Annotated in this window: 20 protein-coding genes; 7 read left to right on the forward strand and 13 right to left on the reverse strand. The window is 65.1% G+C overall.

Annotation, left to right across the window (positions count from 1 at the left end):
* The 3 genes from A3CU_RS0121285 to A3CU_RS0121295 form a co-directional block, all read left to right on the forward strand.
* Positions 1 to 253 (forward strand): transposase (locus A3CU_RS0121285; protein ID WP_027944013.1); only part of this gene is annotated, 253 nt, incomplete at its 5' end.
* A 139-nt stretch (positions 254 to 392) separates the two neighbouring features.
* Positions 393 to 1,070, forward strand: coding sequence for a hypothetical protein (locus A3CU_RS0121290; RefSeq protein WP_027944014.1), 678 nt, complete (start codon positions 393 to 395; stop codon positions 1,068 to 1,070).
* A gap of 10 nt (positions 1,071 to 1,080) precedes the next feature.
* Positions 1,081 to 1,959: a hypothetical protein gene (locus A3CU_RS0121295; RefSeq protein WP_245617246.1), complete on the forward strand. Its 879-nt coding sequence runs from the start codon at positions 1,081 to 1,083 to the stop codon at positions 1,957 to 1,959.
* Here A3CU_RS0121295 and A3CU_RS0121300 read toward each other — a convergent pair.
* The 6 genes from A3CU_RS0121300 to A3CU_RS0121325 form a co-directional block, all read right to left on the reverse strand.
* The gene (locus A3CU_RS0121300; RefSeq protein WP_211246480.1) at positions 1,945 to 3,054 is read right to left on the reverse strand and encodes a JmjC domain-containing protein; all 1,110 of its coding nucleotides are present in this window, start codon (positions 3,052 to 3,054) and stop codon (positions 1,945 to 1,947) included. The genes A3CU_RS0121295 and A3CU_RS0121300 overlap by 15 nt on opposite strands.
* Before the next feature lie 156 nt (positions 3,055 to 3,210).
* Positions 3,211 to 3,360, reverse strand: a complete 150-nt coding sequence (locus A3CU_RS53555; RefSeq protein WP_169739668.1) for a hypothetical protein — start codon at positions 3,358 to 3,360, stop codon at positions 3,211 to 3,213.
* Positions 3,361 to 3,556: 196 nt separating this feature from the next.
* Positions 3,557 to 3,679: a hypothetical protein gene (locus tag A3CU_RS55175; protein WP_281174132.1), complete on the reverse strand. Its 123-nt coding sequence runs from the start codon at positions 3,677 to 3,679 to the stop codon at positions 3,557 to 3,559.
* 342 nt (positions 3,680 to 4,021) lie between these two features.
* Positions 4,022 to 4,330 (reverse strand): hypothetical protein, encoded by a 309-nt coding sequence (locus tag A3CU_RS45920; protein WP_052371953.1) that lies wholly within the window; start codon positions 4,328 to 4,330, stop codon positions 4,022 to 4,024.
* Between the two features lie 433 nt (positions 4,331 to 4,763).
* Entirely contained in the window at positions 4,764 to 5,099 is a 336-nt protein-coding gene (locus tag A3CU_RS0121320; RefSeq protein ID WP_027944017.1) for a hypothetical protein, read from the reverse strand.
* 110 nt (positions 5,100 to 5,209) lie between these two features.
* Complete coding sequence (locus A3CU_RS0121325) at positions 5,210 to 6,433, reverse strand: helix-turn-helix domain-containing protein (protein ID WP_043842004.1); 1,224 nt, start codon at positions 6,431 to 6,433, stop codon at positions 5,210 to 5,212.
* 366 nt (positions 6,434 to 6,799) lie between these two features.
* Between A3CU_RS0121325 and A3CU_RS52550 the strand changes: the two genes are divergently transcribed.
* Genes A3CU_RS52550 through A3CU_RS0121335 form a run of 3 tightly spaced genes read left to right on the forward strand, consistent with a single transcriptional unit; the run spans position 6,800 to position 8,054 of the window.
* Positions 6,800 to 7,222, forward strand: coding sequence for a hypothetical protein (locus tag A3CU_RS52550; protein ID WP_156960464.1), 423 nt, complete (start codon positions 6,800 to 6,802; stop codon positions 7,220 to 7,222).
* Between the two features lie 17 nt (positions 7,223 to 7,239).
* Entirely contained in the window at positions 7,240 to 7,728 is a 489-nt protein-coding gene (locus A3CU_RS0121330) for an Lsr2 dimerization domain-containing protein (RefSeq protein WP_027944019.1), read from the forward strand.
* Positions 7,725 to 8,054 (forward strand): recombinase family protein, encoded by a 330-nt coding sequence (locus A3CU_RS0121335; protein ID WP_027944020.1) that lies wholly within the window; start codon positions 7,725 to 7,727, stop codon positions 8,052 to 8,054. The genes A3CU_RS0121330 and A3CU_RS0121335 overlap by 4 nt, the downstream gene beginning before the upstream one ends.
* A gap of 142 nt (positions 8,055 to 8,196) precedes the next feature.
* Here A3CU_RS0121335 and A3CU_RS45925 read toward each other — a convergent pair whose 3' ends face one another.
* Both A3CU_RS45925 and A3CU_RS49920 read right to left on the reverse strand, forming a co-directional pair.
* Positions 8,197 to 8,508, reverse strand: a complete 312-nt coding sequence (locus A3CU_RS45925) for a hypothetical protein (protein ID WP_156960465.1) — start codon at positions 8,506 to 8,508, stop codon at positions 8,197 to 8,199.
* 5 nt (positions 8,509 to 8,513) lie between these two features.
* Positions 8,514 to 9,191, reverse strand: a complete 678-nt coding sequence (locus tag A3CU_RS49920; protein WP_052371954.1) for a peptidoglycan-binding domain-containing protein — start codon at positions 9,189 to 9,191, stop codon at positions 8,514 to 8,516.
* Between the two features lie 368 nt (positions 9,192 to 9,559).
* On the opposite strand from A3CU_RS49920, the gene A3CU_RS52555 reads away from it, so the two are divergent.
* Positions 9,560 to 9,853, forward strand: coding sequence for a hypothetical protein (locus A3CU_RS52555; protein WP_156960466.1), 294 nt, complete (start codon positions 9,560 to 9,562; stop codon positions 9,851 to 9,853).
* Between the two features lie 109 nt (positions 9,854 to 9,962).
* Here A3CU_RS52555 and A3CU_RS0121350 read toward each other — a convergent pair whose 3' ends face one another.
* Genes A3CU_RS0121350 through A3CU_RS0121370 form a run of 5 tightly spaced genes read right to left on the reverse strand, consistent with a single transcriptional unit; the run spans position 9,963 to position 14,173 of the window.
* Complete coding sequence (locus A3CU_RS0121350) at positions 9,963 to 10,499, reverse strand: hypothetical protein (RefSeq protein WP_027944021.1); 537 nt, start codon at positions 10,497 to 10,499, stop codon at positions 9,963 to 9,965.
* Positions 10,499 to 11,635: a hypothetical protein gene (locus tag A3CU_RS0121355; protein WP_027944022.1), complete on the reverse strand. Its 1,137-nt coding sequence runs from the start codon at positions 11,633 to 11,635 to the stop codon at positions 10,499 to 10,501. Before A3CU_RS0121355 ends, A3CU_RS0121350 begins: the two co-directional genes overlap by 1 nt.
* Positions 11,635 to 12,822 carry a hypothetical protein gene (locus A3CU_RS0121360; protein WP_156960467.1) on the reverse strand — a complete coding sequence of 396 codons (1,188 nt, stop codon included), beginning with the start codon at positions 12,820 to 12,822 and terminating at the stop codon, positions 11,635 to 11,637. Before A3CU_RS0121360 ends, A3CU_RS0121355 begins: the two co-directional genes overlap by 1 nt.
* A 24-nt stretch (positions 12,823 to 12,846) precedes the next feature.
* Positions 12,847 to 13,191, reverse strand: coding sequence for a hypothetical protein (locus A3CU_RS0121365; protein WP_027944024.1), 345 nt, complete (start codon positions 13,189 to 13,191; stop codon positions 12,847 to 12,849).
* A gap of 31 nt (positions 13,192 to 13,222) precedes the next feature.
* The gene (locus A3CU_RS0121370; RefSeq protein ID WP_027944025.1) at positions 13,223 to 14,173 is read right to left on the reverse strand and encodes a phage tail family protein; all 951 of its coding nucleotides are present in this window, start codon (positions 14,171 to 14,173) and stop codon (positions 13,223 to 13,225) included.

Below are 14,173 nucleotides of genomic sequence, written 5' to 3' on the forward strand. Positions count from 1 at the left end.
TGCGATGCGCCAGCTGGTCGCTGCCCGGGACTGGCTGCACGTCATCCAGCTACCCGCCTACGCCCCCGACCTCAACCCGATCGAAAGCGTCTGGTCCCACGTCAAACGCAGCCTGGGCAACCTCGCCGTCACCACCGTGGACCACCTCGCCGCGATCGTGCGCAACCGACTCAAACGCATCCAATACCGACCGAACCTGCTGACCAGCTTCCTCGCCCAAACCGGCCTCACCCTCGAACCCGAGCCACCCTAACCCTGACCATTCAACCTCTGTAGCCCGCGTTGAGCAGGTGTTTGGAGTCGGTCTCGCCCCGGAAACGCTGGTTCGGAAACGGCGCTCCGTTGGCGCACGCAGCAACTGCGGGACGTGGGTTCGAATCGAGGCCCGTCCATTGGCGAAGATCGCCGCGCAGGGGCAAGCGGGCAACGGTATGGAGGCGGCGGAACTGTTGCGTGACATTGCCAAACCTGCCTGGTACCGAGGACTCAGTTGGCTCGATCAGGCCGAGGGTGTCGTCTGGCGTGCTGATGACGTCGAGCTGATCACCGCCGGACCGATCCAGCGCGGTCCTTTGCGCAGCGACGTTGCCCTGCCAGGCGGGTGGTGGGGTGCTCTGAACGAATCGCTAGACGCTCTCGCCGGTCAGCACACCACTCGAATCGCCACGCCGGACACGGAAGTGATCACGCAAGCGCTGGTCACCCGCGAGATCGAGCGGGCCTTCCCCGGCCGCGTGGACACGACAATCACCGAGCCGTGGGTGCCCGCACACGGGGACTTGAACTGGTCCAACGTCACCGGACCAGAGTTTTGGATCTTGGACTGGGAAGATCACGGCATGGCGCCGCGCGGACTGGACGCGGCGAACCTGTGGGCAAGCTCGTTGACCGTCCCGGAACTGGCCGAGCGGGTCTACCACGAGCGCCGTGCCGACCTGGAGTCCAGGCCGGGCAAGCTCATGGCGCTGTTCTCTGTGGCGAAGATCCTGTGCGATTGGTCCATTCCGGATGAGCTGCGTGAGCTGGCCACCCGCGAGGCGGATAAGCTGATCGTCGACTTCCAGCGGTGAACCCTGGTGGATGATTGGTCCGTTGCTATCCAGGTCGAAGGAGCCTTTTGCTGTGACCGCTACTCAGCCGTCTGCGGTTTTCGACGTCCGTGAGGGCCGGCACGAGGATGTTCTTGCCCGTGTCGAGCAGGCGTTGGGGGTGCGTCTCGATCGAGCGTCGGTGGTGTACGGGGAGCACGGTGCTACGGAAGGTTTCCGTACCGGCGGCGGCACTTGGGTTCGGGTGGAACGCCGCCATCGGTGGCGGATCAACAGCGCGGTGTGGATCGGCTTGGAAGCCGCAGCGACGATCCGTGGTGTCAAGAAGCCCGAGTGGTTCCAAAGCGCTACGTGGACCGATCAGAGCAGGGACGTCGTGTGGCGTGCGGACGAGGTAGAGCTGATCACCGCCCCGGTGGTGGGCAATCTTGCGACGGCAGCGACGCTGCCGGATTCGTGGTGGGCAGGGCTGCGGGAGTCGCTGGCCGCGCTGGGGGCGCACCCCACCGAGCGGGTCGGGATGAGCCAAGCTCACCTCACCAAGAGGATCAACGAGGTCTTCGACGGCGTCGACACCGGCGTGGATGAGTGGGCGACTGCGCACACGGACGTGCACTGGGGCAACGTTTCCGTCGAAGGCCACATCATTGACTGGGAGGATTGGGGTGCGGCTCCGCGTGGGCACGATGCTGCGACGCTTTGGCAATCGGCGTTACCTGATCCCCGGATAGCCGCGCGGATTCAACACGAATTCGCCGCTGATCTTGAGACCCGTTCGGGCAAGCTCGCGCAACTGTTGCAGTGCGCGAACGCGATCCGGGTTGCCGCCCGTCGCGGAGCGCCGACGCCGCTATCGGAGCCCGCGCGGGCGGCTGCGGACGTTCTGCTTGCGGATCTACGGGGTGTGTGAACCTACGCCGAGGTAGCCTGCCGCCAGTTCCTCGGTCAGTTCGCCGCACAGCCCTTCATCGAGCAGGGTCCTGGCGAGCACGTTGGCATTGATTCCTGTGGTCTCGGTGACCTGTTGGATGTTTGCTGGATTGCCCGAGAGCAGCAGGCGCAGCGCCGGTTCCGCCTTGGCGGCAAAGGTCAGTGCCTTGCCGACGGCCACAACTTCGACCGTGGAGTCGTTCACGCTGATGTATGGCGGGAAATCGGTCATGCACACCACGTCGGTGATCGGCCCGAAGATTCCGCCCGTCCTGACATGCCGCCGCGATGGGCGTTCCTGTTCACGGGCGGCTAGGAACACCTCCTGCGGGTATTGCGCCAAGAGCTGCGGAACGCGCGTGGCGAGCGTTGCCGAGCCGCCGTCGCGGTCGAGGTCGTGCCGGAACGCTTCGTCGGCGCGGGATCGGTCTGCGACCCACGACAGCCAGTCCACCCCGGTCCGTTTCACGAAGCCGAACGTCGCGTGCAGGCTGTAGCCCGCACCGTCGCCGGATCGGTCGGTGCGGGTGGCCTGGTGCCAATAGCCGCGCGGGATGTGCATGACGTCTCCGGTCCGCATGGTGCCGGACCAGACGATCTCCTCGGGCGGCTCACCGGAGTGTTCGGTGTCTCGGTACATCGGAGCAACGCGGCTGGTGCCGCGCACCTCCCAGGACTTCTCGCCGCCGAGCTGCACGATCAAGACGTCGTGGTCATCCCAGTGCAAGTCGAACCCAGCCGCGTCAGCGGTGGTCAGGTATGTGTTCACCTGCACTAGCTCACGGGACCACCACTGCAACGCCTGGCAGGCGATCTCCATCGCCGGGTCGAACGAGTCGAGCGTGTCCAGCACGACGGTGCAGCCGTCGGTGAGGAACTGCGAAAGCCGTTCCATGCGCGCCATCGACAAGCTCCGTCCACGGCGGGTCACCGTGTTGCGCAGGTACCGGTCCGGGTGCAGTTCTTCACCGTGCTGGAACACCCGAAACTGGGGAAATGCCAGCGCCCGGCGCATGATGACATCCAACAGGCGCGTCGGAGTCAGTATTCGTTGGCACAGCTTCAGATCGTCCATGCTGCCATGAGCGAACCCGGTCCCAAGCGGCCGAGAATCGCCCCACCCCAACGCTTTCTCGATCGACTCAATCAGAACGTGATCCACATGCCCCTCCATTCGTATGAAAGGTGGGCAGACCGACCGCACCTCGATCTGCCCACCATGACTTCGCGGTTACTCCGGGATGTTCAGTCCGTCGCCGCCCTGGTCGCCGTGGCCATCGCCACCGCCGGACTTGGACGGGTCGCCGTGCGAGAGATCGACGCGGTCACGCACGACCGACACCGGCCGCACACTGATCACCAGGTTGTCCTGCTCTTCCATCTGATTTCCCTCCCTTCGCTGCTCGTTCTGCACGCTGGCGTGATTCGCCAGCGGTGCCTACCTCCATTCGAGCCCTTTTGGCACGCGCGGAGGGAAGGTGCCTGGGTGCTGCTGGCTCTACAAGCGGTTCAGAGCATTGAGCCAGGCGGAAGTCGGCACACGACATGCCGACACCTGCCCGTGGTGCACACTCCCATCACAGGGCGATCATGAAGATCCACGCCTTCGGGTTCTTGACCAGCTCCACCAGCCGGGAAACCAAGCTCTTCTTGGCCTCCGGCTTGGCAAGCATGGTCTCTTCCCCCACTGCCGTTGTCATGTCCTAAATCACCTCCTCTCGCTCGATTAGCTTGACCGCGACCAGACCCGACCCGGCGCGCCAGCTCGTGCTTTTCACGAGGTGGGAGCAAGTCCGGTTTCCGCGCCGCATTGGCCTATCTGTTACGCGGGTCGGACAGGTTTTCATACGCCTGCGGGAAAGATACTGGCCACAGCACGTCAGTCGACTCCGGATCAGGGTGAACTTCTTCCGTCTGCTGTGGAGTCGTCACCCACGCATGAAGCGGCCTCCGCCGTGCCACCGAACCCATCTCCATGGTCTGCTCGGCTGGACTCACTTCATACACATTTGCCGTGTTCCAGTAATACGGGTTCATCGGCATCAGAGATCGCCGGGCGCACCGTGCGGCGGCAGCGCGAGAAGCGCAGTGATGACCTCTTCCACTGTGCCGTGTTCCTGCCAGAGCGGATTGCCCGTTGGGTAATCCTCGGCCCGGAAGCGCGCAGCGACGGCTTCGGTCATGGCTTGGACCGTGTAGGTCTCCACGACTTCGTTCCCTCGTCGCTCAGCATGGAGCACGGCGATGGCCAAACCGTCGGCTCCACGCAGGGCCCGGAACTCAAAACCGGCTTCGACGCTGCGCTTGATGGCGGCGATGTGCGGCACTTCTTCGTCGGTGGGTGGCGGCATCGTGCGTCTTCCTCGGAGGTGGGAGGCGGCGGCCCTTCCGGAGGGGTCAGGGGTCAACGGCAGGACCGCCGCCGCTTAGGTCCTGCTCGGTCCGGGGAGGGGAAGGTGGACCGAGCAGGATGCTTATGGGACAACAGCCGCCGGAGCTAGGACGGCTTATAGCGGTGATAACGCGGGGAGGTCATCCGCAGCTCGAAGTCGCTCATGGCGCCCTCTCGGTGGAAATTCTCGCGGGCCAGCAATCGGTTCAGCTAGAGCGCGTATTGGACGATAAGAAAACAAACCAGAAGAAAGATCAGCGCTTTGCTAATAGCGACGAGTGGATCACCGTGAGACGCCATCATTTCCCGCACTTTTCGAACCGGGTGTTATGGAGCCCGGCCGAGGGCACGCGCGTTCGGGGCCGCACATACCCCCAGCCGGAGACTGGGACTCAGACAGGCCATTCCAGAACTTCGCGCACCACATCGAGCAGAGAACCGGTAACGACGATCTCCGGTTCGGGCGCATCGCCTCGCGGCCAAGGAAAATCGCACTGTTCATACCGGCAGACACCAGAGGGCTTCTCGCCGAACGACAGAGACATCAAGTCGACATGGCGGCTGGTGAAGCGACGGCAGTAGATCTCCGACAAGTCGGGAAGCGAGCCACTGTAGACGAACCCGTGCGTGCCGAGGACGGTCATGGCGGCAACGTCAAGGGCGGTATCGGGGTCGGGAACAAAGTCCTCGGCAGAATTCAGGATACCGCTGCTGACCAGGGCATTCACGAGTGATCACCGCGTTCGGTGTTCATGTGTTGACCTCCTGTGTCCGGAGGTCCGAACCTATGCCGAGGTCAAGGGGTGAGCGTGTCCCCAAAGGACACGCTCACCCGGTTTCACCCGATAGGAGCAACGCCCATTCGCCAGGCCAGTCCCCGCAACTCGCGGCCCCCGGCGTCGCGACGAGCGACGGTCATCATCGAGGTCACCGCGTCCCGCACGAACTGGTTGTTCCGTACCTGCTGCGGAGTCAACTCCTCGGCTTGCAGGAGTGCCGCTAGCCCCTGTGCACGGGTTTTCTTGTCCTGGATGAGTCCGCGGCCCAGATCCATCCAATAGGCGCCCTGGCGCGACCTAGGGGCGGCCTGCCACGCGACGTCCTTCGCGATCTCGGCAACGCCAGGACCGCGCCCCAACTCGACGTTTAGGCCAACCCTCCAGATGCCGACGTTCGACCGGCCGAAGTTCATGGTTCCTTCGCCCCATAGCGACAATTCGCCGATCTTGGTGGCCATGTCGTCCGCCTCGGCGAGGTGCATCCGGGCTCCGTCTGCGTCGCCTTGGGCGGCCTTGGCCAAGGCTGCTGTCAGGTGGCCCATGCCTCGCGATTCCAGGCGTGCGCCAGCCATTTCGGCTGCTTCGACGGCGACCTGGTACTGGCGGCTCCGGGACCGCGATGAGATGTAGTGAGCCCGCGTCCAAGTCGCGATCCCCAGCCATTCTGGATCGTCCAGCAGCTTCGCCGTCTGCATAACGCGGTCGGACATCAGGTAGGACAGGTGTGCCGATCCCATCGCGGCCGTGACACGGCCGGTGGCGTGGTAGGTGCCGATGAGCCCCCTGAACGCCTCCTCGCGGTACTGGCCATATTGCGGGTCACCGCCATAAATAAGCAGGTCAAGGATGAGGTCGGGTACAAGTTCGCCCATCGCCGCGTAGTCCGAGGTTGGCCGTAGCTCGTCGATAAGCTTGCGTAGTTCCTCCTTCACGTCGCCCCAGGGACGCGCCGGCCGCTCGTCCGGCACCTCGCCAGGCAGCCACGCGGTCAGAACGGCTTCAATAGGGTCAAGGGCCTGGTGGGCGCGGTTGCTCGTGGAGTCCACCGGGGGGTAGGGGCCGCCGAGGTCTGCTGGCGATACTCGCAGCGTGCGCGCGATTGCTTCGCGCGTCTTCCGGCTCTCCAAGGACCGTTCGCCGCGTTCGATCTTGGACAGGTAGCCAAAGCTGATTCCGGACAGCTCGGCCGTTTGACGCAAGCTCAACTTGCGCCACAGCCGGATCTCACGAATGCGCCGCCCGGTGGCTCCGCCGTCGTCCACGAAGTCGTACTCGTTGCGCATGGATGCACCTTTCATTCCGCCCTCGTGCCGCTCCGCCCGAGAACCCCCGGCCCGTCGGCCGGGGGCATGTCGCCTCTCGGGCGGAAAGGCGCCACCCTAGAGTACGTCGTTTCGGGATCAATCAGCGGTGGCAAGGTAAAATCCCTGGTCAAGACCTCCGACCAGGGGTTTCTAGTTGATCAATCCAGCCGCCCTCGCGCTGGCATCGTCGGCCAGTTCGGGAATCCCTTGCAGAGCCTACCGGCCACGTCTCGCGCAAGTACCTGCGGAAATTTCTCACGCGACATGGTTGCTTACTCTCCGCTGTGCGTGTTAAATCCGTTTCAACAGGCAACGTGGCACACGCAGAGAGGGAGATGAACCTGTATGCCTGACACCTCCGGGATTCCCCCGGAAGTTCGCGAGTACCTGGAATCAGCGCCAGAGACGTTCTTGCGCTGCCGCTTGTTCCACCACAACTGGGACCTCACCCACCAACTCGGAACGTACTTCATCGAGAACGAGGGACAGGTTGACGAGAAGTGGCGCCAGGAGCTGGAATGCGCGCGTTGCGGTCTGCCCAGTGTGGACTACTGCGAGCCCTGGACGTGCGTGCGTGTCGGCACGCGGCGCATCCTCTACCCAGAGGTTGAGGGCTACCTCGCAGACGTGCCGGTCGCCAGAGACCACATCCGCCTGTTTCTTGCTGAAAAGCAGATGGGACGGCGGACAACGTCACGTAATCGCAACGGACGTCGGCGAAAGTCCGTTCGTCCCAAGCCTTCCAGAGCTGCCGTCGCTGCGGCCTGAGTGGACAGGAGCGCGATATGGCGAAGAAAGTCTCTGTGGTAGACGATTTTGACAACGACACACTCGCAAGCGAGACCGTGATCTTCGCCTTCGATGGCGAGAACCTCGCGGTGGATCTCTGCGAGGAGAACGCACTCGGGTTCCGCGAGCTGATGGCCCCGTACCTGGAGGTCGCCACCAAGCTGGGCAAGCACAAGCTCGACAAGCGCCCGATCAACGGCAAGAAGATCTCGGCGCCGGTCCGACCGCAGACTGCGAAGGCACTGCCCGCCAGCTCGGGTGTGAACGTGAACGGCGAGCCTTGGTATCGCCACGACCGCAACGGAGACCCCAGCCGCGAGAAGGCGAAGAAGCGCTACCGCGACATGGTCCGCCAGTTCGGCCTGGACGCGGGCTACGACCTCGGCGAGCGCGGCGTGATTCCGGCCGATGTGTACGCCGCATTCGAGCAGCACCGCCGCGAGGAGGGTTTGCCGGTCGGCCCGAAAAGCGTGGGGCTGGCATGACGATCTTCGGCTACGTCCGCGTGACCCCGCACGCTCCTGCCGGGACGGCGGACATGCAGAGCTGGTGGATGAAATTTCTCGGCTGCCAGGAGGTGTTCGCTGACGTCTGGCAGGGGCCGCACCATCCACCCGCGTTCGATCGCCTGCTGGATCATGCGCAGCCCGGCGATGCGGTCGTGGTGCCGCTGCTGTCGGTGTTCGGTCCGACCGACGCACATGTGCGCGAGGCCCGTAAGCGGCTTGGCCGCCAGGGCGTTACGGTCGTCCTGCTCGGCGAGCAGCCGCCGGTCTACCAGTCCGATCCGCTGGAGGAATTGGCGTCCTGAGCGGACATCCGTGAATGGAGTGATGAATCGCTGACATTATTGGCGCACGACGAAAAGGCCCCCGCCTGTCCATTTGGGACAGACGGGGGCATTTCCAATTCCCTACGGGTGATCGCCGCAGGGCCAGACTAGCAGGTGGCCGTCATGCCGTGGGTTGCCCGGGCTCGTCGGCCGCCGGAACGAGCGGGCGGCCGAGTTGGTCGTGCGGGTCGACGACTGGGGTCACCAGGGGTTCGGCGTGGTCGAGCACGTGGAACTGTCCAGCCGCTGAGGTCGCGAAGGTGATCAGTGTGACGACGGCCGCCACCACGTTGCCCAGCAGCGTGGCTTGCTCTGCGTTGAGAAGGCCGAAGGAGACCGCCGCCGCGAGCAGCGTGCCGAGTAGTGTCTTCCATCCGCCATCGCGGATTGCATCCAAGATCGGCCGGGGCCGCCGGTTGGTGGAGTCGTTCACGCCCATCACCGGAACCCCAACGCGGCCCAGGCCTGCGCGCCCACAATGCCGTCCACGGCGATACCGGAGCGCCGTTGGAACTCGCAGACCACGGCGGCCGTCGCCGGGCCGAAGATGCCGTCCACAGCCAGCTTCGAGTACGCGGGGTAGACCCGGTTCAGGAACGCCTGGAGGTCGGTCACGGCCTGGCCGGTCGATCCCTGTTGGAGCGTCGGGCGGCCGGACGGTGCGGGAGCTGGCGCGGAGCCGCCTCCGGCGATGCCCCACCCGGCCCGGTCGTCGTAGTTGGTCCGGGAGAACGACACGTGGACGTGGCTGGTGTGCGGGTTGCTGCCGGTGTAGGCGTGCCAGCCGGAGTAGTTGTCGTTGGTGATCCGGCGGTTGTAGATCACGTACCCGCCGCCGGTCAGCCGGTGGTCTCCTGTGCGGCCGTCGTGTCCGGTCAGGCCGCGCTGGCGCAGGTACTCGGCGAGCCATGCGGCGTCGATGCCGTTCGCGGTGATGTCGATCGCGCGGACCACGCCAATGCCGTTGCGGTCGATCACCCAGGGGTTGTGGTCGCTGTCGCGCGAGGCGTGCGCGGCGTCGCCGATGGTGCCGTCGCTGGCCTTGGACCGGTTCGGCCAGCGGGCGTTGACTTCGTTGCGGAGGTCGATCAGTGCGTTGGCCAGACGCCATGCCAATCAGGACTCACCATCCTTGTTCTCGGGGCGTTCGGTGTCCTCTGCCGCGTCGGCTTCCTCGCCGATGCGGCACCCGCGGCCCGCCGCCGAGTCGCCCGCGCCGACGCCGTCGTGTCCTACGCCCGCCGACGGGGGCTCGACCCGGTGACAAGCCTGTCGGTCGCTCGATTGGGGTAATGCGATTTATCTCTTTCAAGGGCACTCAGAGCTGCGGCGAGCGCTGCTGTGAGTGAACCAGGCGGGCCAGCTCGGTGGCCCGAATGGCTTACAACTGTGGCAAGAGTTGTTCTTGTCGCCAGAGGGGCTATTCTGAGTGAGAAATTCTTTGAGCGCTTGTGGTAGTTGACGCCAGACCTCACGAGGGGGAGATGATGCAAGTTGGGGATCGAGTCAGAGCTGGAGCGGATTGCGGGGTCACCTTCCTAGGGCCCGGCACCGAAATGTGGATCAATGAGGGTGAAGAAGGAACCGTTCTTCGTGTTGAAGACTATGTCGAGTACGCGGAGGCGCGCCCAATGAAGGCAGGTAGCTGGGCTGAGAAAACGTTACTTTCCAACAAGAAGTCTCCGCATGAAAAACGGCGATTTATCCGCCTTCTTGTCAAATTTGACTTTGGAATAACGGTCGAGATTGATGCAGATACAGTGAACGTTCAGGATTAAGTCGACTGAACGTCGAGATGTCTTCGTGGCTCTCTTCGCCAGCCGTCGTGGCCGGCGGTTCGTCCGTGGGGTCGGTCATCGCTGCCTCCTTTCGTGAGCAGTGGCCGGGTTACAGGGAGGTGATGGCCTGCACCGTGATCTCGGAGGGGACGCCGAACTGCGAGGCCCGGAGGGTGGCCGCGACGAAGCACCAGGCCGACCAGTAGAGCCGGTCGCCGACGCTGAGGTAGATCCGTGACCGCTGAGCATCGAGCACCGCGCCGTCGAGGCCCTGCTGGGTGATGCTCCCGGCGTCGGTGGCGATGGCGTTGTTCACAGTCGGCGCGTTGAGCGTGACCTTGCACCCGGCTACGGCGTTGGCTCCGCCGACCGAGCAGTGGTAGTGCACGCGGTAGTAACCGGCCCGCGTGATCGAGATGTAGGCGGGTACTCCGGCTGAGCCCGCCACCAACATCCCGAACGGGTCGTAGGTGGGACTCCACCCCTGCTGGGCGTAGGTGTCGCTGTCGGCCGCGACGTTGGTGGCCCCGGTCAGCCGCACCACGCAGGCTGGAAGTACGGCCTTGGTCCGCCCTAGCTCCTCGACCCGCCTTTCCAGGCGCCGGATCTGGTCGGCCAGCGTTCCGGTGCCGGGTGGTGTCGGCATCAGAGCACCGCCGCTGTGGGTTGCAGGTCCAGATCTAGCGATGCCTCGTCCTGGCTGCTGTACGCGAGGATGCGGCGTCGGTACTGGCCGTCGGGAATCCAGGGGTGCCCGGAGATGCCAAAGACCGGTGCGTCGCCGAGGCTCCAGGTGCCCAGCGCGGGTGAGACTTCAATGCCGGTACCGGTCGCGCCGTCGATGCGGACCGAGCATCGCCAGGTCTCCGTGGGCGCGCTGAACGCGGCCAGGTCGGCGTCGGCGTAGTCCTCCAGCGTCTGCTGCTCGATCACGGAGGTGTGGTCACCGTCCACATAGTCGGTCGGCGGAAAGCCGAGACCGACCAATGTGGTGTCCTCCGCGAACCCGGTCAGCAGGCCGCGTTCGCTGCCCGATCCTTTGACCCACACGCGGGTGCACGGGCTGGCGCTACCGTTGACGTCCACGTCGATCGCTGAGAGCGCGCCGCCGTAGTCCCAGACCGCCGCGGATTGCTGATCGCCCAGCAGCGGCGAGCCGATGAGCATCTGCCAGCGCAACCGGTTCTGACCGGGCACCAGGTACGGCCAGAAATCCAGCTCCGGCCCACTGATCACTTTGGACAGGTTGTCCAGGCGCTCCCAGACCTTCGCGAGGTCGTAGCCGAAGTAGGTCCTGGTATTGGTTCCCGCTTCGGGCGCGGGCAGGTCGATCGGCAGGCTGAACCCGGTCTGCGCCAGGTTCGCCGCGACGATCTCGCGGGCGATGCCGCGCAGGGACTTGTCCGAGATCGTCAGGTCCTCGGACGGGTCGACGATCGCGGTGTGCCCGGCAGGGTTGCGCAGCACCCGCCGGTCGAACAGCCCTTGAATGCCTGTGCCGGACACGGACAGCGTTCGCGTGTTCTCGTCGTAGCTGTGCGTCCAAGTCGGCCCGGCCTGCACGACGATCGTGTCGTACATGATCAGCCAGGAGAACCGCCCAACGTCGGTGAGCGACTGGAAGTCCAGAGAGGCGTTTGCCGGGTCGTCGGGGATGAGGTTGACCGTCCACTGTCCCTTGTCGGTGAGCTTGCGGGAGAACGAGGGCAGGTCGCGGGGCGTGACCTCGGCGAGCAGGGTCCCGGTGACCGTCTCGGCCACCATGACACGCCAGTCGCCCATCAGACCGCTGGCGGGGGAACGGTCGAGGGCAGCACCGACACCTGCAACAGCGTCTGCCCGGTGTCGTTGCCACGCCAGGAAAAACCCCAAAGCTCTGGCTGTGACTGGAAGATGTCGCGGATCGCCACGGACAACACGACGTCGTGCTTGCCGGTCAATGGCCCGTACTTCAGCGGCGGTACGCCGGGGACCTTGGTGCGGTCAGCGGTGTCACCCATGCTGTCTTCCCGTCGCCAGTTGACGACCGCGCCGCTGATGCTGTCCAACGTGATCCGGACATCCACCGCGACCTGGGCTGAGAGGACGAGGAAGGCTCGGGCGGTCGGCTCGATCATGTAAGGGGTGCCGAGGTCGGGGATCGTTACGCGGCACAGCTCGGCCATCCCGGTCGCGCCTTTGATCCAGGTCCGCTCACCCGGCGGCGGGTTCGCGGAGTAGACGAGGCAGTTGTGCACGCCGCGCCACCCGGAGTACTTCGGGTCGCCGTTGTCGCCGTAGTACACCTGGTGTTGAAAAACGGCGTTGTGCACCCAACGCTGATCACCGGGATATGCGCCGGCCTCCTGGAATGCCGAGGAGCCGGGTTTGGCGTCGGCCCCGTACAGGGACCTCATCCCGCCCCTGGCGACCAAGCCTGGTCCGCGCATGTCGGTGATGTCGTCGGTGGTGATCGCCGTGGCGTCCTTGTTCACCCGCACCGCCGCGAGCGGATGCCAGCCAGAACTGGGCGTGGGCGTCGGCACGGTTGCCGTGCCCGTGCTCGGGTCCCCGGTCCAGACTTCCACGGTGAACTTGCGAACGCCCGAGGCCGATGCAATCGCGGGGTTGAGGTCGTCATAGACCCTCGCGACGATCAAGTCGACCCTGTTGGTGGTAGCGCTGGATGCCGCGAGACTCAGCGTCTTCACCGAATCCAGCGCGCACATGTAGGCCCCCAAGCCGGGCGTGTTGATCACGCAATTGCCCATCTCGACCGTGACCGCGAGACCGGAGCTAGCGGGCTTGACGCGCATCGCCATGTGCGAGCTGCCGCCGACCCCGCCCGTGTCACCGCTGGCCATGACACCGCTCCGGTAGTCGATGTAGGACAGGTTCGGGCGCGGCATCAGCACGGAATCCAGCGCCAGCCGCGCATCGCTGAGGCCGACGCGACTCTGCACCGCCCACGGGCTGTAGGCAGAGGCCACCGACGATCCGAGTGCGACCACGGCTCAGACCCCCGTGCCCGGCTCGGTGGACCCGGTATCCGGCGGCGGGTCGTCGGGCCACTCGGTCATGATCGGCCGCAGCCCCGAGAACCGGAGCACTTCATCGCTGCACGCAGTGTTGCCCTTGTACAGCCACTCGCCCAAGTGCAAGAAGTAGTAACCAAACCATCTGATCGTCTCACCGTCCTCGCCCATGCGGACGTTGGTGGCCTGCTGGCCGCCGAAGGCGTAGTTGATCCGGTCCATGAACCATCGCGCCTGACTCACGTCCGTGTAGCGCACGAGGTCATAGGATTCGACCGCTTGGTAGTAGATCGGCGGATCGGGCTCGTCGGAGTACACGCCCACGCTGAACTCCCTTCGTGGCAGCGAAATCGGGTCAGAACCAGGCGGCGCGGAAACTCGCCGTGACGTAACCGGTGGCAGTGATGGGTCCGGTGTGCGTCAAGCCGACCGAGAGCAGGCCCGGCTCGCCGGAAGCGGAGGCCGGCGGGATCGCGAACCCGGCGAACTCGGCCGGGTTGAGCAGCTGACGGCGTACGGCCGTGCCGCCGAGCAGCACCGACGGGGCCGCCGGGTCGATGACGACGAACTCGCCCTCGGACAGCACCGCGTTGAAGCGCAGGGTCGCCGCCCCGGCCGTCAGAGTCGGGTTGGTCAGTGGTCCGTAGAGGGTGTAGATCGGCGTGGTCGGCGCGGTGCCCCGGTTGGTCAGCCGCATGAATCCCGTCGCGTTCGAGGTGCCGAAGACCAGCCCATCGTCAGCGGCGCCGAGGCCGAAGTAGAGACCTCGGTTCGTGTCAGGCAGGACCACCTGGTTGAAGTCCAAGCCGTCGTCGCCCGTGTCGTGGGGCAGGCCGGAGGACATGACCTGCTGCTCCAGGGAGTATTTCGCCGGATCGGGTGCAACGACCTGGATGGAGAACTCGAAGCCGGGCTCGCTGATCACGTCCAGTGGTGTGCACAGGATCTCGTCGTCGAGATGCACTTCGGCGGTCAGCGCGCCGATCTCGCTGTAGCAGGTCAGCGTCCGCGGCTGCGTGGGGTCTGAGAGCAGGCCCAGCACGTTCGCTTCGGCTTGCCGCAGCACGGAGTAGTCCTCGGCGTAGGCACGCCCGGTCAGCGTGATCGTGCGCTGCTTCTTCCAGCCAGGCGAGCGGTAGGCCCCGTGCCGACCCAGCCGGGAGGAGAACGTGGCGTTCGTGCCCGGCGAGCCCCAGAATCCCTTCTCCTGGGTCACCAGCCACTGCACGCCCTGGCTGTCGCGGTAGTCCTCATCCGGGCTCATGGTGAGCCAATCCAGGCTCCAGGTGTTCGCGCCGTGCGCCAT

Origin of the sequence: Amycolatopsis taiwanensis DSM 45107, from assembly GCF_000519205.1 — a bacterium.
Lineage (GTDB): Bacteria > Actinomycetota > Actinomycetes > Mycobacteriales > Pseudonocardiaceae > Amycolatopsis_E > Amycolatopsis_E taiwanensis.